Origin of the sequence: Geobacillus sp. CAMR5420 (assembly GCF_000691465.1) — a bacterium.
Taxonomy (GTDB): Bacteria; Bacillota; Bacilli; order Bacillales; family Anoxybacillaceae; genus Geobacillus; species Geobacillus thermoleovorans.
Map to the genome: position 1 here is coordinate 20,140 of NZ_JHUS01000012.1, position 20,563 is coordinate 40,702.

Genomic DNA, 20,563 nt, shown 5'->3' on the forward strand with positions numbered 1-20,563 from the left:
GCTTCAGATCTGATTTTTCATCATTTTATGTTGAAAGGGGAAGCCACGCATGGAAAACATCCGCTCGTTTATGTCGTTTCCGGAAAGCCGCAAGGTGTACATCGAAGGGTCGCGCCCGGATGTGCGCGTGCCGATGAGAGAAATTGCTTTATCGCCAACGAAAACGCCGCAAGGAATGGTGGAAAACAAACCGGTGCGTGTCTACGATACGACGGGCCCGTATACGGATCCCGATTTTGAACCGGACGTGGAGAAAGGCTTGCCTCCTCTTCGTCGCCGCTGGATTGTCGAGCGCGGCGATGTGGAGGAAATGGAGCGGTCTTCTGTTGCGATCCAACGTTCGCTTCCGTTTGTGCGCCGTCCATTGAGGGCAAAGCCCGGAAAAACAGTGACACAAATGCATTACGCCAAACGGGGGATCATTACGCCAGAAATGGAGTTTGTCGCGATTCGTGAACAAATCGATCCAGAAATTGTCCGCCAAGAAGTCGCCGCTGGTCGGGCCATTATTCCGGCCAATATTAACCATCCAGAGAGCGAACCGATGATCATCGGACGTCGTTTCCATGTGAAAATTAATGCCAATATCGGCAACTCGGCTGTTTCTTCATCGATTGAAGACGAAGTGGAAAAATTGCTTTGGGCAGTGCGTTGGGGCGCCGATACGGTCATGGATTTATCGACCGGCAAACACATTCATGAAACGCGCGAGTACATCATCCGCAATTCGCCGGTCCCCGTGGGAACGGTGCCGATTTATCAGGCGCTCGAAAAGGTAGGAGGGGTGCCGGAGAAGCTGACATGGGACGTGTACCGCGAGACGCTCATCGAGCAGGCTGAACAAGGAGTCGACTACATGACGATCCACGCCGGTGTGCGGCTTCATTACATTCCGCTCACCGCCAACCGGACGACCGGAATTGTCTCGCGCGGCGGCTCGATCATCGCCCAATGGTGTTTGGCCCACCATGAAGAAAACTTTTTGTATACGCATTTTGAAGAAATCTGCGAGATTTTGAAACAATACGATGTCGCGATCTCCCTTGGCGACGGCTTGCGCCCCGGCTCCATCGCCGATGCGAACGATGAGGCGCAGTTTGCGGAACTCAAGACGCTCGGCGAGCTGACGAAAATCGCCTGGAAGCATGATGTGCAGGTGATGATCGAAGGGCCGGGGCACATTCCGATGCATAAAATTCGCGAAAATGTCGAGCGGGAACAGGAAATTTGTCATGGAGCGCCGTTTTATACGTTAGGGCCGCTTGTCACCGACATCGCGCCCGGGTATGACCATATTACGTCAGCGATTGGCGCCGCCATCATTGGCGCTTATGGAACGGCGATGCTTTGTTACGTAACGCCCAAAGAACATTTAGGGTTGCCGAATAAAGAGGACGTACGCGCCGGGGTCGTGGCCTATAAAATCGCCGCCCATGCGGCTGATCTGGCAAAAGGGCATCCAGCCGCTCAGCAGCGTGACGACGCGCTCTCGAAAGCGCGCTTTGAATTTCGTTGGAACGATCAGTTCAATTTATCCCTCGATCCGGAACGGGCCCGCGAATACCATGATGAAACATTGCCGGCTGAGGCGGCGAAAACGGCTCATTTTTGTTCGATGTGCGGGCCGAAATTTTGTTCCATGAACATTTCACATGAACTGCAACGGAAAATCAAAGAGGAGGGGATGAAAGAAAAAGCGCAACAATTTATTCGGCAAGGGTCGTCGCTGTATCAATGACAAGAAGCGGGCTGCGATGCTCGGCATGGTGGAGAGGATATGGAAGTTCGATCAACGGAAAAAGCATGAGCTGGAAAACGCTCGGTGCTGATCGAAGCAGCGGAGGGGGGCGAACGTTCATCGTCTTTGGCGAGGAGACCCCCACTTCAACGACCAAAGGGAGTAAGTGGGGGAGGAATCGCTTTTTTTGTGTTTTTGTATCACTTTTAGTGAAAGAGAGGTGAGACAAATGGACATGACGTTAACAGCCAAAATAAAAATTTACCCAACAGCGGAACAAGCAGAAGTATTGAAAGCCACCCTTTCCGCTTATCGACAAGCGTGCAACGCTGTGTCTGTTGTGATTTTTGACACAAAAGTGCTTGCACAAGCCAAGTTACACGACATGACCTATCGTCTACTTCGATCAAACTACGCTTTGCGTTCGCAAATGGCGCAATCTGTGATTAAAACGGTGATCGCTAGATACCGCTCCCTAAAAAGCAATGGTCATGAATGGACATTGGTTCGCTTTAAAAAGCCTGAATATGATCTCGTTTGGAATCGAGATTACTCCATTGTTCAAGGGTTATTTTCTGTCAATACGCTAGAAGGACGAATCAAAGTGCCATTCGAACCAAAAGGCATGGAACCATATTTTGATGGCTCATGGACGTTTGGCACAGCCAAACTCGTCTACAAGCATAACAAATTCTTTTTGCACATCCCCATGACCAAAACAATTCCAACCGTAGATGAACACAACATTCGCCAAGTGGTCGGTGTCGATGTAGGGGTTAACTTTCTTGCAGTAGCTTATGATTCGCAAGGGAAAACTATCTTTTTTAACGGACGAAAAATCAAGCATATGCGTGCCAAGTACAAACGAATGCGAAAAACCCTCCAGCAAAAAGGGACGGCTTCTGCGCGTCGGAAGTTGAAAACAATCGGACAACGAGAAAACCGTTGGATGACGGATGTGAACCATGCTGTCACGAAGGCACTCGTTCGTCAATATGGAGAACGTACCCTTTTTGTATTAGAAGATTTAACAGGCATTCGTGAAAAAACAGAACGTGTACGTATCCATGACCGATATGAAACCGTATCGTGGGCTTTCTATCAGTTCCGTCAAATGTTAGAGTATAAGGCACGTTTGCATGGGTCAAAAGTGATTGTGGTTGCTCCGCATTACACCTCTTTGACATGTCCAAAGTGTGGTCATACGGAAAAAGCCAATCGAAAGAAACGTACACACACCTTTTGTTGTCGAACATGCGGATATACCTCAAACGATGACCGCATTGGTGCTATGAACCTTCAACGAAAAGGAATAGAGTACATCGTTGAAGGAACGACACAGGCATGACCTGCGTCGTTGGGTAGTTGTCAACCTGCCCCCTGATGCAACCCCAAGTCAAGGAAGGAGGACGAAGTCCGCTCGCACTTCTGGGGAGTTGCAAGCCCCCACTTCAAGCGTTAGCTAAGTGGGGGTAGTTGACCGCCCCTCTTGTTTGTTGTGCAAATTGGTGCGGTTCCTTATTATTTTAAAAATATATAATTTTTAAAAAATATATTTACAAATCGTTTCGGATTGATTATGATAATGGCATAAGGTGCAAATTTCTAGTCATAGAATGATCATGCGGGGAAAACTGCGCAGTCTATCGCGGCGCCTTCGCCGGCGCTTCGCTTCCATAGACAGCGGCCAGTTGCGTCATCGAACCGTGGATGATGCCGGCCGCTTCTTTTTATGGCGAAAGGGCCGGGTTTCAGAAGGTTGATCGCGTTTTTCTAGCAGCTTAGTGAAAAAATAACCACTTCTCCTGCATCGACCGCTTTTCGAGAAAAAAGATTTTGATGATGTCTTGATGTGAGAAAGCCATTGGTATGATAGGCTGCTTCTTGAACGTGAGACGGGCATGAGGGTGATGGGCGTGCGCATAAACTGAAACGAAGGGCCATGAGGAGGGATGGGATTGAACACATTTTCCGATATTGTGCAGACGATGCCGCCATATTTGTTCTCCCGATTTCAGAAGAAAAAAGAAGAATTGCTAAAGCTCGGGGTCGATGTCATTGATTTAGGGATCGGCGCCCCCGATTTGCCGCCCCCTTCCTTTGTCATCGAAGCGTTGAAAGAAGCGCTCGATGCGCCAGAACACTATACGTATTCGCCGTATGGCGGCTGCAGGGAGTATCGGGAAGCGGTCGCGCGTTTTTATGAACGGGAATATGGCGTCAAGCTCGATCCGGAGACCGAGGTGTTGGCGTTAATCGGCTCGAAAGAAGGAATCGTCCATTTGCTGCAAGCCGTTCTCAATCCCGGCGAGCTCGCCTTAGTGCCTGATCCGGGCTATCCTGTCTACCGGACGGCCGTCCATTTTGCCCGCGGCCAGAGCCTATCGCTGCCGCTCGATGCGCAACATGGTTATATTCCTCGGTTTGATGCGCTTCCCTCGTCCGTTTATGACCAAGCGAAAATCATGTTTCTCAATTATCCGAGCAATCCGACGGCCGCCGCTGTCGATTTGGATGTATTTGCCGAAGCCGTTTCACTTGCCCGTCAGCACCAGATGTTCATTGCTCATGATGCGGCCTACTCGTTCGTGACGTTTGCCGGTTTTCAAGCGCCGAGCATTTTGCAGGTGGACGGGGCAAAGGAAGTGGCGGTGGAATTTGGATCGTTGTCCAAAAGCTATAACATGGCCGGCTGCCGCATCGGATACGTAGTCGGAAACCGGGACATGATTCGAGCGCTTTCGGTGATCAAGAGCAACACGGATACGTGCCAGTTTATTCCGATCCAGAAGGCGGCGGTGGCCGCTTTGACGAACGGACGGACGTTTATTCGAGAAAATAGCCGCATTTATGAACAACGCATGAATATGATGGTCGAGAGACTTCGAGAACTGGGCATCGACGTGCAGCGGCCGAAAGCGACCTTTTTCTTGTGGATCCCGGTCTATGACGGATACTCGTCCGAACGATTTGCCGCCAAACTGCTGGAAGAAGCGGGAGTCATCGTAACACCGGGAACAGCGTTTGGATCCGCAGGGGAAGGATATGTCCGCGTATCGCTGTCAGCGCCGCTCGAGCGTCTAGAGCAAGCCGTTGAACGATGGAAGCAAGTGAATTGGGAGGAATCGGCGCCATGAAGCGAACGATGCGTCACATCACGGTGGCTCAAGCCATCGTCGAATGTTTCAAACAGGAACAAATCCGTTATGTGTTTGGTGTGCCGGGGGAAAGTTATTTGCCCCTCCTTGATGCCATCTATGATGAGCCATCCATCGAGTTCATCTCCGCCCGCCATGAAGGGGGTGCTTCCTTTATGGCGGAAGGGTATGCGAAAGCGTCGCAAAAGTGCGGCGTCGTGCTGGCTACAAGGGCGGTCGGCGGAGCGAATTTGGCGATTGGCGTCCATACCGCGAGGCAAGATTCCACTCCGATGGTCGTGTTTTTGGGGCAAGTGAACAGCCGCTTCCTAGGGCGTGAAGGATTTCAGGAAGTCGATATGGAAGCGTTTTTTCGTCCGATCGCCAAATGGGCGGTCGAAATTCGCGAAGCCGAGCGGGTGCCAGAGCTGGTGCAACGGGCGTTTCGCACCGCGAAAACAGGGCGGCCCGGCCCCGTCGTCGTTTCACTGCCAGAAGATGTCTTTTCCAAAACGATAGCGGAAGCAGTGATAGCCGAGACCGATGTGCCGAAGCCGGCACCAAGGCAAGAAGATATACAGCACATTGAAGAGATTCTGAAGCGCGCCAAACGGCCGCTCGTGATTGCCGGCGGCGGCGTCAAATGGTCGGGAGCGGAGCAGTTGCTGCGCTTATGGGCGGAAAAGTATGCACTTCCGGTCATGGCGGCGTTCCGGCGGCATGACGTGTTTCCCCACAACCATCCGTGCTATGTCGGACACCTAGGTCTAGGGTCGCCCAAAGCGGTCATCGAAACGGCCGAGCAGGCGGATGTGGTGATGGCATTGGGAACGCGGCTATCGGAAGTAACGACACAAGATTACCGTTTGCTCTCTCCCAATCAGACGCTGATTCACATCGATATTGACAGCGATGGATTCGGAAAAGTGTATGCACCGGATCTCGCGGTTTGGGCTGACTGTCAGGAAGTGCTGTCCCGTTTGCTCGATCTCGCGGTGCGGCCGTCTTGGCAAGAATGGGCGGCTGAACGGAGGAAACGGTACGAACAAACAGCCAGGCTGCCGGTGGAACATCGCAATCTCTATGAAGCTGTGATGGCAAGTTTGGCGCGCCATTTGCCAAAAAATGCGGTCATTACGAACGATGCCGGGAATTTCGCCGGTTGGCTCCATGCTTTTTTCCCGTTTGGGGATGGGCACACGTACATCGGCCCGACGTCAGGAGCGATGGGATATGGCATGCCGGCCGCCATTGGCGCGAAACTGGCCTTTCCCGACCGGACCGTCGTTTCTTTATCCGGGGATGGCGGCTTTATGATGACGGTGCAGGAGTTGGAAACGGCCGCTCGATACGATATTCCGATCATCAGCATTGTGTTTAACAATCATATGTACGGCACCATCCGCATGCATCAAGAATTGCAGTTTCCGGGGCGGGTCATCGGCACCGATTTAGGCCGCGTGTCGTTTGCCCGTTTGGCAGAATGCCTAAACGGCCGCGGGTTCCAAGTACAGACGGAACAACAGTTCACGGAAGCGCTTCTGTTGGCGCTTGAGGCCAAGAAGCCGACGGTGATTGAAGTATTGGCCGATCCGGACCACATTTCGGTGGCCGCCACGATCCAGGACTTGCGGGCCAAGAGGAAGTCCTGACGATCATCGCTCGGCGTTCAATGTATAAATTATCTCAATAAATCATCTGGAAAAATGGGGGGAGTATACAGTGAAAATCCAAAACTATATCAATGGAGAATGGAAGGAGCCAAGCACCGGGCAATTTGCGCCGGTGATCAATCCGGCGACGGGGGAAACGATTGCCGAGGTGGCGATGTCCGGGCCAAACGATATTGATGAGGCCGTTCAGGCAGCCAAAGAAGCGCAAAGACAGTGGGCGCTCGTGCCGGCGCCGAAACGCGCGGAAGTTTTATATCGAGTCGGCATGCTGCTAAAGGAGCGGAAAGAACAATTGGCACGGCTGTTGACGATGGAAATGGGCAAGGTGATCGAGGAAGCGCGCGGCGAAGTGCAGGAAGGCATTGATATGGCGTTTTACATGGCGGGAGAAGGACGGCGGTTGTTCGGCGATACGACGCCGTCTGAACTGAAAGACAAATTTGCCATGAGCGTCCGCACGCCGGTTGGAGTGGTCGGCATCATCACGCCATGGAATTTTCCCATTGCCATCGCCACTTGGAAGTCGTTTCCGGCCATTGTTGCCGGCAATGCGGTCGTATGGAAGCCAGCGCCCGAGACACCGATCATGGCGCAGGAATTAGCTCGCATTTTTGAAGAAGCGGGCTTGCCGCCGGGAGTGTTTCATGTGGTCCACGGTGACGGGCCGACAGTCGGCAATGCGCTCGTCGAGCATCCTGATGTCAAGGTCATCTCATTTACCGGATCGAATGAAGTCGGGCGGATGATTGCGGAAAAATGCGGACGGCTGTTGAAAAAAGTGTCGCTCGAAATGGGTGGGAAAAACGCGGTGATCGTCATGGATGATGCCGATTTGACATTGGCGGTTGACGGCATCATCTGGAGTGCGTTCGGCACATCAGGCCAGCGGTGCACGGCGTGCAGCCGGGTCATCGTCCATGAGCGGGTGAAACAGGAGCTTGAGCGGCGTCTGCTTGAAGCCGTGAAAGCATTGAAAATCGGCAACGGGTTGGATGAAACAGTCAAAGTCGGCCCGGTCATCCATGAAGAGGCGCTGCAAAAAATCGACCGCTACGTGCGCATTGGCGTAGAAGAAGGGGCGAAACTGCTTGTGGGTGGCTATATATTGCGCGAGGGCGACTATGCGCGCGGCTTTTATTACGCGCCGACGATTTTCACCGATGTCACGCCGAATATGCGCATCGCCCGCGAAGAAATTTTCGGCCCGGTTGTATCGATCATTTCCGTCCGCAGTTTGGACGAGGCGATCGCCGTCAACAACAGCGTCGATTATGGGCTGTCAAGCGCCATTTTCACACGCGATGTCAACCATGTATTCCGAGCGATGCGCGATTTGGACACCGGCATCGTGTATGTCAACGCCGGCACAACGGGAGCGGAAATTCATTTGCCGTTTGGCGGCACGAAAGGGACGGGCAACGGCCACCGCGACTCCGGCGTCGCTGCGCTTGACGTATTCACCGAATGGCGGAGCATTTATGTCGATTTCAGCGGCAAGCTGCAACGGGCGCAAATCGATACCGATGATTGAACCGGGCTGTCGCTTGCAACATGGCCGGCAAAAGAGAAGCGAAGATCAACGTGGAACCTATATCGTGAATCGAAGCAGCGGTCGCGGCAAAGATGTGAAAAAAGCGGCTGTCATGTGAGCGTATGGCAAAGAATCGGTGACAGAGGGGGAAAGAACGATGAAAGTGCTCGTGCTTGGAGCGGGGCTGATGGGCAAAGAAGCGGCGCGCGATTTAGTGCAAAGCCAAGATGTTGAGGCGGTGACGTTGGCGGATGTCGATTTGGCCAAGGCGGAGCAGACGGTGCGGCAGCTTCATTCCGAAAAGCTTGCCGCTGTGCGGGTGGATGCCGGCGATCCGCAACAACTGGCGGCGGCCATGAAAGGGCATGATGTCGTCGTCAATGCCTTGTTTTACCAATTTAATGAAACAGTGGCAAAAACAGCGATCGAAACAGGCGTCCATTCGGTCGATTTAGGCGGCCATATCGGCCATATCACCGACCGGGTGCTTGAGCTGCATGAACAAGCCCAAGCCGCTGGGGTGACCATCATCCCCGATCTTGGCGTCGCACCCGGAATGATCAACATTTTATCCGGCTATGGGGCGAGTCAACTCGATGAGGTGGAATCCATCTTGCTGTATGTCGGCGGCATTCCTGTCCGCCCCGAGCCGCCGCTCGAGTACAACCATGTGTTTTCGCTCGAGGGGCTGCTTGACCATTACACCGATCCGGCCTTGATCATCCGCAACGGCCAAAAGCAGGAAGTGCCGTCCCTTTCGGAAGTCGAGCCGATTTATTTCGACCGGTTCGGGCCGCTTGAAGCGTTTCACACCTCAGGCGGGACGTCGACGCTCTCGCGCTCGTTTCCAAACTTGAAGCGGCTCGAGTACAAAACGATCCGCTACCGCGGCCATGCGGAAAAATGCAAGCTGCTTGTCGATTTGAATTTGACGCGCCACGATGTGGAAGTGGAGATCAATGGATGCAGAGTCAAGCCGCGCGATGTGCTGCTTTCCGTCCTGAAGCCGCTGCTTGATTTGAAAGGAAAAGATGATGTGGTGTTGCTTCGGGTCATCGTCGGCGGTCGGAAAGATGGAAAAGAAACGGTGCTTGAATACGAAACCGTCACGTTCAATGACCGCGAAAATAAAGTGACGGCGATGGCGCGTACGACGGCCTACACGATTTCTGCTGTCGCTCAGCTCATCGGCCGCGGGGTGATCACAAAGCGCGGCGTCTATCCGCCGGAGCAAATCGTTCCGGGGGATGTGTATATGGACGAGATGAAAAAACGAGGCGTTCTTATCAGCGAGAAGCGGACGGTTCATAGCTGAACAGCGAGCGCCATAAGCAGGAGGATGGAAGCAGTTTCGTGAAAAAGGGCAATGCTTCGCCGCCGCGAACACGATGACAAAATGGCTGCGGCCGGGAAGCGAATTGTGAACAACGCCCGTTCCCGTCTGGAACGGGCGTTTTCTGATTTTAGACGCGAAATGATTGTGATCGCCTGTTTTTTTTACGGCTATGCCGTTTTGGGTGCCGAAGTCTTGCGCTTGCGCCAGGAAAGGAACAGAAAGGCGATGAGCGCCAGCGCCATGGCGACCATAAACGGTGCTTTTGAGGAAATGGTGTGGCCGATGATGCCGGACAGCACCGGAGCGATGGCCGCTCCGAGCCAGCGGACGAAGTTGTACGTGCCGGACGTCACTCCCCGCTCGTATGGCGATGTTTCCATCACATAGCTTGTAAACAAAGCGTTGTTGAGTCCGGAGACGAGCCCAGACAAAATGATGAGCGTTACCATAAGCCATGTCGGCTTGGCGACTACAAGAAGCAGCAATAAGGCTGCGAACATCAGCAAACCGTATGGCAAAATTTCCCTTGGTTCATATTGTTTCTCAAGCTGATGGGCGAGCACCGCTGAGCCATAAGCAAGGCAGAGCCCCCAGCCGAAGAAAACGAGGCCGATTTGGATGGCCGACAGTCCAATGATCAAAGGCGAATACGCCAATACGACGAAAAAGCCGTAATAGTAAAGCATGCCGCCGACCGCCCCTTTTAAAAATGGCGGGAACGAAAGCAACCGCCGCATTTCTTGCAGGCCGACCGCTTTTTTCGGCTTTCCTTTGTTCGGATCATAGACGAAAAAGGTGACGAGTAAAAAGGCAATGAAAATCAAGACGCTCGTGCCGATAAACGGATAGCGCCATGAATGTTGGCCAAGCAGTCCGCCGACGAGCGGACCGCCGGCCATGCCGAGGCCGATCGCCGCTTCATACAGGCCGACCGCGGTGCTTGCCTGCGGCGTCAACGCGATCAACAACGTCATGGCTGTGGCGAAAAACGTCGCATTGCCCAATCCCCAGCCGGCGCGAAAGAGCGACAGCTGCGGGATAGTAGAAGCAAAGCCGCACAACAACGAAAAAATCGTAACGAGGCCAAGCCCGATCACCATCATTTGTTTATCGCCGATACGGTTGACAACAAGACCGACCGGGATCATCATGACCGCCATCGTCAAAATGTAGGCGGTAAACAACATTTCGACTTGCCAATGGGTGGCGCCGATGCTTTCGGCGATGACCGGCAAAATCGGGTCGACGATCCCGATGCCCATAAACGCTAAAAAGGCGGCGGCGACGGTAATCCATCGCGCCTTTGTTTTTCTCCCTTCCTCCACTATTCTTCTCTCCTTTCTTGCAAGAGGGCGTCTACCCGCTCTGCCATTTGTTCCAGCTCTTGCTTCAGCATGGCCATCTTCTTCATTTTCTCTTCCAGCATGGCGATTTGCCGACGCAATCCAGCGCTGATTTGTTCCAGTTCACGCCGTTTTTCGCTCCCAGCGGCCTCATGTCGATATTCCGCCCGATGCGTCTCCATCGTTTCTTTCAGCGCCAAAAAATGCTGCAGCTCCTGCAGCGAAAAGCCGAGCACTTCGCGCGCGGCAACGATGTTTTTCAGCCGTTCGATGTCCTCAGCTGTATAAAGGCGTGTGCCGCCTTCGCTGCGCGCCGGCGGCTTGATCAAGCCAATCTCCTCATAATAGCGAATCGTCCGTTTTGTTAGGCCGGTTGCTTTGGCGACGTCATCGATTTTGAATCGCTCCATTCGGGGCCCCTCGCTTTCCCGTGATCACAGTGAACGATCTGTTTTACAAACATAACATTAACGTTAACGTTATATTTTTGTCAATAGCTATTTAGAAGGCCGGTGAAAAACCGCTGTTTTCCTTGATCGATGGGTGAACGTGTGAAAATAGGGGCTGATGCTACAAGGATTTTCTACTTGAGAAGCGATTCCGGGAAGCTGTTGCCCTAGTAAATCACCAGCCTTTTCGATGAGATGTATACCGCATCAAAAAAGAATATCCCGATTGGGTGCGGGATATCCATTGCTCGTCAAGGATCTGTTGGTTTTGCTTTTTTGGCTTCGAGCACTTCTTTGACCGCCGCTTCAATTTCTTGATAGCTTGTGCAGCGGCAAATATTCGACTCCAGCCATTCTTGAATCGTCGCCTCATCGGCGTTTGGGTGCCGCTCGATGAGCGCGTGGGCGTTCATAATGAATCCAGGAGTGCAATAGCCGCACTGAAAGGCGAAGTGGCGGACGAAGGCGTGCTGAATGGGGGCATCATCAAGCCCTTCGATCGAGGTGATCTCTTTGCCGACCGTTTCGATAGCCAGCATCATGCATGATTTGATCGGCGTGCCGTCGACTAAGACGGTGCAGGCGCCGCAGTCGCCGTTCAAACAGCCTGGCTTGGCCCCGGTCAGCCCCAGCCCATCACGCAAAACAAACAGCAGCGTTTCGGCTTGGCGAGCGACGATCGATCTTCGTTCTCCATTAACGTGCAGCACAAGCTCCCGCTTTGTCGTTTCCTCCATGTCCGCATGCTCACCTCCTGTTTAGACGGTTTCCTCATCTCCGAGCTCACGAAGCATATCTTCAAGCAGCTGGGCGGCCACGAACAGCCGGTAGTCTGTCGAGCCTTCAATATCGTGCAAAATCGGGCGCGGGAAGGCGTCAACCGCTGCTTGGATTCGTTCACCAACTGGGCGGCTCCGGTCGTTTACATGCGCCTCAACTTCAGCGGAGCGGAACGGGAACGGACAGACGCCGCTTAGAGCAGCGCGAACCGTCCCGTCTTTTTTCAGCGCTGCAATCGTCACAAGCGGGTAGCCGACTTCCCCTTGCTTGCGGCGCTTGCGGTGGAAATGGGGCAGGGTGGCGGTGGCACGGTCAACTTTGAACTGGACGACAAATTCACCGCGGCCAAGCTGCAGCTGTTGATGAAACAAGTCAAGGAAGCGGCATTGCCTGATGCCGTATGGTCCGGCGATGATGACATCCGCCTCGGCGACGAATAGCGGCAGTGCGGTCTCACGGTAAAAAATTTGCCCGCAAATGTTGCCGCCGAGCGTAATTTGGTTGCGCGCTGTCCGGTCGGCGACTTCTCGCGCCGCTTTTGTCAATAACGGGAACGGATTTGCTTCTTCGAGCTCGGCGAGGGAGAGCGCCGCTCCAAGCACGAGAGGATCGGCGCTCGCCTCAAGCGCCCGGCACTCAGGGATCGATTTTATGTCAATGACGGCCGCGGTGCGGACAAGGTTCAAACGAGACAACGTGATGATCTCCGTGCCGCCGCCGTAGTAGAGCGGTCGTTTTCCGTCCCGCTCGAGCGCCGCAAACAGCGCTGTCGCTTCGGCGATCGACTGCGGCCGGTAGTAGGCAAAGTCAAACGGAACCATAGGAGTCCCCTTTCTGTTTCCGCCAAATGAGTTCAGGCACAAGCGGCAGTTCATTGAGCGGCACGCCGGCAGCGAGCGACAAGGCGTTTGCCAAGGCGGCGGGCATGGCGATCAGGCCATGTTCGCCGATGCCGCGAGCGCCGTATGGGGCATCGATTTGCGGCGTTTCGACAAACTCAACGATGTATTCCGGATGTTCGCCGAAGCGAATCGGCCGGTATGTGCGCAGCTGCGGGTTTAACACGCGCTGTTCGTTGTCAAAAAGAAACCCTTCACGGCTGGCAAAACTCAGCCCCATGCTCATCGCTCCCATGGCCTGGCCAAGCGCTGCCTTTGGGTTGAGCACTTTGCCGGCATCAATGACCGCATACGCTTTGACAATGCGATACGTGTAGTCGCGACGGTTGAACTCAACTTCCACTCCTTCGGCGCATACGCCCCATTCCGGTCCCGGTTGGCCGGCGCCAGTCTCCGGATCAAGCGGGGTCAAGCGGCGCAAAATGTAGTGGCCGCGCCCGATCACTTGCCCGCCGATGGCGTTGCCGTTCGGAAACTTGTAGCCATAGGCGATGTCTTTGATCGGAAGAAAGATGGCCGGGTCATCGCGCAAAAAGACGCGTCCGAACCCGACTTCCAAATCGTCCGGTGAGGTCCGCAAGACGCAGGCGGCGATGTCTTTTAACTGACGGATGGCGTCATCGGCAGCGGCAAGCGCCGCGCGTCCGGCCATAAATGTTCCGCGGCTGGCGACCGTTTTCCAATGTTCGGGCGTCGTTTGTGTATCGATATCCATTTTGACATGGACACGATCGACATCCATCTTCAGCCGTTCGGCGACGATTTGCGCGAGCACCGTTTTCGTGCCCGTTCCGATTTCGACGACACCGGAGATGACGTTGACGCTGCCGTCGGAGTTGAACGTTAAGATGACGCCCGAGCTCGCGTCGGTGTCGATCGTCGATGTTTTCCAGCCGGCGCTGATTCCTTTTGCTCTTACCGTATAGGCGTCCAATTCCACGCGCTGCCATTCGTCCCAGCGCATCAGCTCGCGCAATCGGTCGAGGCAGGCTGGCATGTTGCCGACGTTGCTTTTGGTGAGCCGCACTTGCGTGGGCGTCGTGTGGCCTGGGCGGATGGCGTTTTTGCGCCGCACTTCCCATGGGTCAAGCTGCAGTTCCTGGGCCAGCTCATCGATGGCCCGCTCGATGGCAAAGGCCTGTTCACAATGGCCAAAACTGCGAAACGGCGTCGCGTACGGGCGATTCGTATAGACGCACAATGAATCACAAAAAACGTTTTCGACATGATACGGGCCGGTGCAATCGACGGCTGCGGCGCGGCTGACATCGATCGCCTTGTCGGAATAAGCCCCGCCGTCAAATAGAAATAAGATTTCCATGGCCTTGAACAAGCCATCTTTTGTTGCGCCGATTTTGACGGTTGCCTCCAAACCGATATGGACGGGCGAAGTGACCATGTCATGCTCGCGGCTGTTCCAGACGCTCACTTTTCGGCCGCCGACCGCTTTGGAGGCAAGGTAGGCGAGCAGCTCAAGCTGAACGGGCGCTTTTCCTCCGTAGGCGCCGCCGACAAGAGGCGTATGAACGATGACTTTGCCGGTTTCTTCGCCAAAATACGTATGAAGCAACTTCTTGATCATAAACGGTGACTGGGAGGAGGCGGAAATATGGATCGTGCCGTCCGGCCAAATTTCTGCCGTGGCGCAGCGTGTTTCCATCGCGATATGATCGGAAGGGGCGAACGATACGCTCGTTTCGACGATGACGTCGCTTTCCGCAAACCCTTGTTCAATGTTGCCCTTTCGGATTTTCGTCCGGTGGGCGACGTTTGTCCCCGGCTCAGGATGAGTCGTTTTGTTTTTTTCATAACGGTCGAGGTGTTCATGCAATAATGGAGCGCCCTTTTTCAACGCCTCGCGCGGCGAGCCGACGGCTGGAAGAGGTTCGTAAACGACGCGGACGAGGTGGGCCGCTTGTTCGGCTTGCATGAGCGTATCGGCGACGACGACGGCGACGACTTCGCCATAGTAGCGCACTTTGTCGACGGCGATCGGCGGACGATCGCGCATGTCTTCACCGGTGAGCGGAAGCCCTTCACCGACCACAACAGCATGGACGCCGGGGGCGGCGAGCGCGCGGCGTGCATCCAGCGAGAGGATGCGCGCGTGGGCGTATGGGCTTGTCACCAGAGCAGCATGAAGCATCCCCTGTTCTTTGAAATCGTTCGTATATTTCGCCCGGCCGGTCACTTTATCCCACGCTTCTTTGCGGATAATGCTTTTACCGACGGCCACGGTAGCGTCCCTCCTTTTCTCCTCGATCCATGATGGCACGCTTATAATCATCTTTCGTGTCAATGTCGACGCCGATCGTTTCATCGCCTTCATACAAGAGACCGCCCCAACGCGGATGGTGAAACAGTGTGCGCCCGCCCGCATCGCCCCTTAGAGAAAGCAAGGCAGGAAACATTTGTTTCCCAAAAATGACTGGGGGCATCGGCGTGCCGAAGCGGGTGAAGGCGACGTAATCAGGACGGTGGCGGCGATAAAGGCCGGCCAGCACCTCGATCGTTTCAGACGTGACAAACGGCTGATCGGCGAGCAGCACAGCGGCGGCGTCGGCCCCGCTAGCGATTGCTTCTTGCAGGCCGCAGGCAAGTGAATGCGCTTGACCGCCATGATGGGCTGCGCAACGGACGAAGCGGCACTTTTCATGATTCCGAAGTTCAGCCGGAAGCCACGCGAGCGCATCGTCTGGAGGGACGACGACGATGACGGGCGCAAGGCAAGAATGAAGTGCAGCCTGAAGGCCGGCAGCGCCCAGCGTGCTTTCCCCCCAGGGCAAAGCGCGTTTATCCGTTCCCATCCGCCGGCTTTCTCCAGCCGCCAAATAAATGCCAGCGATGGTTGGGCGACTCATCATACTCTCTCCGTTGACCGCCTGCGAAGGACGCTGATCAATTCGGCAGTGATGCTGACGGCGATCTCATATGGACCGCGTGCGCCGATGGAAAGCCCTGCCGGCGAACGGACAAATGGAGGCGTCGAGCCGGAAGGAAAGAGGCGGTCCGTGCGCCGCCGCGGACCGAGCACACCGAGATAAGCGAGTGGCATGTCGGCTAACAAGGAAACGAGTTCGCGGTCGCGTTCAAACTGGTGGGTCATGATGACAACAAAGTCGCGCTCGTTTAGGCGAAGCCGCGGAACGGTTTCATGGGGAAAGCCCATGACGAAGGCATCGGCGTCCGGCACGTGGGATGGATGGCAAAACGCTGGGCGCCAATCGCTTACGGTGACGGAAAACCCGGCGGCTTTGGCTGCTGAGACGAGCGGCGGCGCGTCCGGTCCGGCGCCGAAGATGACAAGGCGCGGCTTTGGCCAAAAGTGCTGGACGTAAAACGTTTCCCCGTCCGCTTCGTACAAACCGCTTCGCCCTTGATAAAACGGCGTTTTTTGAAGCCATTCGCGCCATTTGGGCTGCGGCGTTCGGCGGCAACCGCCGAATTGTTCGCCTGTTTCGCTTTGGAAAAACGGCCGCTCGTCTGGATACACGATGCTTCGGACCATCAGTACATGTTCGCCGCGGTCAAGGCAGCGCTTGAGCGCCAGCCAGACCGGTTTTGTGTCCCCCGTCACCGGCTCAAACCAAACACGGATGAGGCCGTTGCAGCCGGCGCCCTGCCCCCACGACCAATCATCCTCAGTCCGCAAGTCAAACGAAACAGCGGCTGCCTGGCGGTTCCCCAATACCTCACGCGCGTAGGCCGCCACCGCTTCTTCGAGGCATCCACCGCTCAGCAGCCCGACCGTTTCCCCGTTTGCGCCAATCCACATGCATGTTCCTTCTTTTTGATAAGCTGAGCCCTCAACGTCGATGATGATGGCTAACACGCCATTGCCCGGCGCGCCGGCGACCGCTTCGAGCACAGCATAGTAGCTTTCCATGCTCATCCTCCTTCCGCATGGCGCCAAAGGCGGCTAAGTTGTTGAAAGCGCGGCGGGACGATCCATAAAATTTCGTAATGGCTGTAAGCGGCGACAGCAGGTGGGCCATTAGGTCGTCCCTCTTTCGAAAAAGAGCTCTGCTATCATTATATTTCTGTAACAAATGACCATGACTGAAAAAGGAAAGAAGCCAGCCGTCATCGGCTAGCTTCCTTGTTTTGGATCGTTTTTTCCTTTTCCGAGCCGTCCAGCGCGCTTTGCCGCCTCCCGCAGCAAATACTCGATTTGGGCGTTGACGCTGCGAAACTCGTCTTGCGCCCATTGCTCTAGTATGGCGTACAGGTCATAATCAATGCGCAAAGGGAATTGTTTTTTCTTTGTCATTGCACTCCACAACCATTAGTATAGACTGCCGGTATTGATCACCGGCTGGGCGGCGCGCTCGGAGACGATCGCCACCATTAAGTTGTTCACCATCGCCGCTTTTCGTTCATCATCTAACTCTAAAACGTTTTCTTTGTCAAGCTGTTCGATCGCCATGCGCGCCATCGAGACGGCGCCTTCGACGATTTTTCTCCGGGCGGCCAAAATGGCGGCGGCTTGCTGGCGTTGGAGCATGGCGCCCGCGATTTCCGGCGAATAGGCCAAGTGGGTGAGGCGCGCTTCCATCACGTCAACTCCGGCAATGCGCAGCCGTTCTTGCAATTCTTGGGCAAGCTCATCGGAAATGACATCCGCATTGCCGCGCAGCGTAATGTCGTTATCGTCTTCAAACGTGTCGTACGGATATTTTGTCGCCACATGGCGGATAGCGGCTTCACTTTGAATCTCGACGAATTGTTCATAATCATCAACGTCAAACACCGCCTTGGCTGAATCAATGACGCGGAAGACGACGACGGCGGCAATTTCAATTGGATTGCCTTGAACATCGTTCACTTTCAACTTGTTGCTCGTGAAGTTGCGCACGCGCAGCGATACTTTCTTTCGAACGGTGAGCGGCACGGTGAAAAACAGCCCGCTGTCGCGAATCGTGCCAAAGTAGCGGCCGAAAAAAATGATCACTTTTGCTTGATTCGGCTGAACGATCGTGATGCCAGTCGCCAAGAAGGCGGCAAGGGCGAAGCAGAAAACGGCCAATAAGAGCTGCGCTTGAATGAGGCTGACAAAACCAGCCAGAACGAAAAGAGCGATGCATCCGATGCCGATAAATCCATCCATGCGCCATGCTTCTTGTTCTCTCATACCTATCCCCCTAATAGTGTCGATTTGATATTTATATGATATCATATAATCAAAAAAATGGAAACCAGAATTGATCATGGTAAGACGAGAAGAGGGATTCGCCCATAGCTCGCCACGAGGCAGATGTTTCTAACTATTTTCCATCCAGAAGCATAAAGGCGATCGTTCAGCCTGTTAATGTTTTAATGTGCTAAAAAATGGAAATTCATCATTGACATCGCTTTCATTGTCATCATACAATAGAAAAAAAGACCAATAGGTGTGTAGAAGCAATGGAAACACGACAAGCGCGCATCGGCCGGCTGGCATTGCTGCTGGCGATGCTGGACGAGGGAGAGGAAGACCTGATCCTCAACCAGCTTGAGGCGCTCGCTTGGCGCTATTGCCAAGGGCGGGTCGGGGCGATGGAGCCGCAAAAAATCGTCGCGGCGATTGAGACGGCGGCAAAGCGGCATGGAGTGGTGGACGGCGGCGTGTACCGCGAGATGCACGCCTTATACCATGCGATTTTAGAGGCAGTGCATGGCGTGACGAGAGGGCAGGTAGAGCTGGGAGATTTGTTGAGAACCGCTGGCCTTCGTTTCGCCGTAGTGCGCGGTATGTCGTATGAACAACCGAACGAAGGGGAATGGATCGCCGTTGCGTTGTACGGGACGATCGGCGCCCCGGTGCGCGGGCTCGAGCACGAGGCGGCCGGGCTCGGAATCAATCATATATAGGAGCGATCCATGCCTAGAGCGATGAGTCATGAGGAGGCGAATGTTGCCATATGGCAGGCGCCTCCTTTTTATTTGCCCAGGCGTTCGATTAGGAAAACAAACGAAGGGGATGGAATGATGATCGTATTGACCGGACATACATTGACAATCGATGAGGTAAGACGTGTTGTCTATGAGCGGGAGCGGGTGGCGGCTGCGGAGGAAAGCATGAGGGCTGTCGAGAAAAGCCGCGCGGCAGTGGAACAAGCGATCTCCAATGGACGGACGATCTATGGCGTGAATACGGGTTTTGGCAAACTCGCCGATGTGCGCATTGAAGGAAGCGACCTTGAACAGCTGCAAATCAATCTTCTTCGCTCGCACGCCTGCGCGGTCGGCGAGCCATTTGCCGAAGATGTCGTGAGGGCGATGCTTCTTTTGCGGGCGAATGCGTTGTTGAAAGGGTATTCCGGCGTGCGTCCGGCGGTCATTGAGCAGCTGCTCGCGTTTTTGAACGCCGGCATCCATCCGATCGTGCCGCAGCAAGGTTCCCTCGGCGCCAGCGGCGATTTAGCGCCGCTCGCCCATTTGGCGCTGGCGCTGGTCGGCGAGGGTGACGTGATGTACGAAGGGCGGCGGATGTCTGCTCATCAGGCGCTCTCAAAAGCAGGGATTTCGCCGCTTTCTTTGCAAGCGAAGGAAGGGCTGGCGCTTATTAACGGCACGCAGGCCATGACAGCGGTCGGGGCGTTAGCCTGCTTGGAGGCGGAGCAGCTTGCGTATGACAGTGAATGGATCGCGGCGCTGACGATTGAGGCGCTTTATGGCATTGTGGACGCGTTTGACGCCCGCATCCACGAAGCGCGCGGATTTTCGGAGCAGGCGGAGGTGGCGGAACGGCTGCGCCGCTATTTAGCTGGCAGCCAACTCACAACAAGGCAAGGGGAGCGGCGCGTGCAAGATGCGTACTCCATCCGCTGCCTCCCGCAAGTGCACGGAGCGTCGCTTAGGGCGCTTCGCTATGTAAAAGAAACGCTCGAAATCGAAATGAATGCGGCGACGGACAATCCGCTTATTTTTGCGGACGGGACGGTGCTCTCTGGCGGCAACTTTCACGGCCAGCCCGTTGCGATCGCCATGGATTTGTTGAAAATCGCGGTGGCGGAGCTGGCCAACATCAGCGAACGCCGCATCGAACGGCTCGTCAATCCGCAGCTTAGCGAAGGCTTGCCGCCGTTTTTAAGCCCACAGCCTGGCTTGCAGTCGGGAGCGATGATTATGCAATATGTCGCCGCTTCGCTCGTATCGGAAAACAAGACGCTCGCCCATCCGGCCAGCGTCGATTCGATTCCGTCATCGGCCAACCAGGAAGACCATGTCAGCATGGGAACGACCGCCGCCCGCCATGCGTACATGATCGTGCAAAACGCTCGAAAAGTGTTGGCGATTGAGCTCATTTGCGCTTTGCAGGCGGTGGAGGAACGCGGCATCGAGCGCATGGCCCCGTCAACGCGGCGGTTTTACCATGAGGCGCGCCGCATGGTTTCCTCCATTACAGCTGACCGCGTCTTTTCCGATGACATTGAAGCGGTGGCTGCGTGGTTGAGCGAAAGGGCAAAACATCACTCCCTCCGCGATGAAGCGAAAGCTTAGAAGTCTAGTGAGAAAGAGCCAGGAAGTTGTGGGGTTGCAAGGTTTTTCAACTTGAGAAATACTGTTGGGGGACAGCATTTCCCCTTGAATCACCAGCTTTTTCAAGAAGGGCAAAGCATAGTGGGCGTAGAGGCGTGAGAGCGTTCAAGGATAGGTGTTTGAAAAAATGGCAGTGATATAGACCTTTTCCGCTAG

The 20,563-nt window shown here is 54.7% G+C and carries 17 protein-coding genes; 8 read left to right on the plus strand and 9 right to left on the minus strand.

The genetic code is table 11. The features are described from left to right. Positions 1–49 precede the first annotated feature (49 nt). From thiC to DI44_RS14055, 6 genes are all read left to right on the plus strand, one after another. Positions 50–1,738, plus strand: a complete 1,689-nt coding sequence (gene thiC / locus DI44_RS14080) for a phosphomethylpyrimidine synthase ThiC (protein WP_011229874.1) — start codon at positions 50–52, stop codon at positions 1,736–1,738. Positions 1,739–1,967: 229 nt separating this feature from the next. Then, a complete protein-coding gene (locus DI44_RS14075) occupies positions 1,968–3,086 on the plus strand; it encodes an RNA-guided endonuclease TnpB family protein (RefSeq protein WP_033024651.1) in 1,119 nt (372 codons plus the stop codon). Positions 3,087–3,696: 610 nt separating this feature from the next. Continuing rightward, on the plus strand, positions 3,697–4,875 hold the full coding sequence (locus DI44_RS14070; protein ID WP_128723146.1) for an aminotransferase class I/II-fold pyridoxal phosphate-dependent enzyme: 1,179 nt from the start codon (positions 3,697–3,699) through the stop codon (positions 4,873–4,875). Continuing rightward, a complete protein-coding gene (locus tag DI44_RS14065) occupies positions 4,872–6,527 on the plus strand; it encodes a thiamine pyrophosphate-binding protein (protein WP_033009540.1) in 1,656 nt (551 codons plus the stop codon). Before DI44_RS14070 ends, DI44_RS14065 begins: the two co-directional genes overlap by 4 nt. Positions 6,528–6,597: 70 nt before the next feature. Continuing rightward, positions 6,598–8,079, plus strand: coding sequence for an aldehyde dehydrogenase family protein (locus DI44_RS14060; protein ID WP_033024653.1), 1,482 nt, complete (start codon positions 6,598–6,600; stop codon positions 8,077–8,079). Positions 8,080–8,236: 157 nt separating this feature from the next. Then, positions 8,237–9,394, plus strand: a complete 1,158-nt coding sequence (locus DI44_RS14055) for a saccharopine dehydrogenase C-terminal domain-containing protein (RefSeq protein WP_033024654.1) — start codon at positions 8,237–8,239, stop codon at positions 9,392–9,394. Between the two features lie 188 nt (positions 9,395–9,582). On the opposite strand, the gene DI44_RS14050 is transcribed toward DI44_RS14055, so the two are convergent. The 9 genes from DI44_RS14050 to DI44_RS14010 all read right to left on the minus strand — a co-directional run bounded on the left by DI44_RS14050 (position 9,583) and on the right by DI44_RS14010 (position 18,017). Further along, positions 9,583–10,740 (minus strand): MFS transporter, encoded by a 1,158-nt coding sequence (locus DI44_RS14050; protein WP_015373900.1) that lies wholly within the window; start codon positions 10,738–10,740, stop codon positions 9,583–9,585. Beyond that, positions 10,740–11,168, minus strand: coding sequence for a MerR family transcriptional regulator (locus DI44_RS14045; protein WP_013144239.1), 429 nt, complete (start codon positions 11,166–11,168; stop codon positions 10,740–10,742). The genes DI44_RS14050 and DI44_RS14045 overlap by 1 nt, the downstream gene beginning before the upstream one ends. A 290-nt stretch (positions 11,169–11,458) precedes the next feature. After that, on the minus strand, positions 11,459–11,944 hold the full coding sequence (locus tag DI44_RS14040) for a (2Fe-2S)-binding protein (RefSeq protein ID WP_015373902.1): 486 nt from the start codon (positions 11,942–11,944) through the stop codon (positions 11,459–11,461). Positions 11,945–11,965: 21 nt separating this feature from the next. After that, positions 11,966–12,808, minus strand: a complete 843-nt coding sequence (locus tag DI44_RS14035) for an FAD binding domain-containing protein (RefSeq protein WP_033024655.1) — start codon at positions 12,806–12,808, stop codon at positions 11,966–11,968. Then, on the minus strand, positions 12,795–15,122 hold the full coding sequence (locus DI44_RS14030) for a xanthine dehydrogenase family protein molybdopterin-binding subunit (RefSeq protein ID WP_033024657.1): 2,328 nt from the start codon (positions 15,120–15,122) through the stop codon (positions 12,795–12,797). Before DI44_RS14030 ends, DI44_RS14035 begins: the two co-directional genes overlap by 14 nt. Further along, positions 15,109–15,747 (minus strand): xanthine dehydrogenase accessory protein PucB, encoded by a 639-nt coding sequence (gene pucB / locus DI44_RS14025; protein ID WP_033024659.1) that lies wholly within the window; start codon positions 15,745–15,747, stop codon positions 15,109–15,111. Before pucB ends, DI44_RS14030 begins: the two co-directional genes overlap by 14 nt. Next, complete coding sequence (locus DI44_RS14020) at positions 15,747–16,772, minus strand: XdhC/CoxI family protein (RefSeq protein ID WP_033024660.1); 1,026 nt, start codon at positions 16,770–16,772, stop codon at positions 15,747–15,749. The genes pucB and DI44_RS14020 overlap by 1 nt, the downstream gene beginning before the upstream one ends. A gap of 204 nt (positions 16,773–16,976) precedes the next feature. Continuing rightward, a complete protein-coding gene (locus tag DI44_RS14015; protein WP_013522935.1) occupies positions 16,977–17,156 on the minus strand; it encodes a hypothetical protein in 180 nt (59 codons plus the stop codon). 15 nt (positions 17,157–17,171) lie between these two features. Next, positions 17,172–18,017, minus strand: coding sequence for an SPFH domain-containing protein (locus DI44_RS14010; RefSeq protein WP_033024661.1), 846 nt, complete (start codon positions 18,015–18,017; stop codon positions 17,172–17,174). A 272-nt stretch (positions 18,018–18,289) separates the two neighbouring features. Here DI44_RS14010 and hutP point away from each other — a divergent pair, with 272 nt between their 5' ends. Both hutP and hutH read left to right on the plus strand, forming a co-directional pair. Further along, on the plus strand, positions 18,290–18,736 hold the full coding sequence (gene hutP, locus DI44_RS14005; protein WP_033024662.1) for a hut operon transcriptional regulator HutP: 447 nt from the start codon (positions 18,290–18,292) through the stop codon (positions 18,734–18,736). A gap of 117 nt (positions 18,737–18,853) precedes the next feature. Next, positions 18,854–20,368 carry a histidine ammonia-lyase gene (hutH, locus tag DI44_RS14000; RefSeq protein ID WP_033024664.1) on the plus strand — a complete coding sequence of 505 codons (1,515 nt, stop codon included), beginning with the start codon at positions 18,854–18,856 and terminating at the stop codon, positions 20,366–20,368. Positions 20,369–20,563 lie beyond the last annotated feature (195 nt).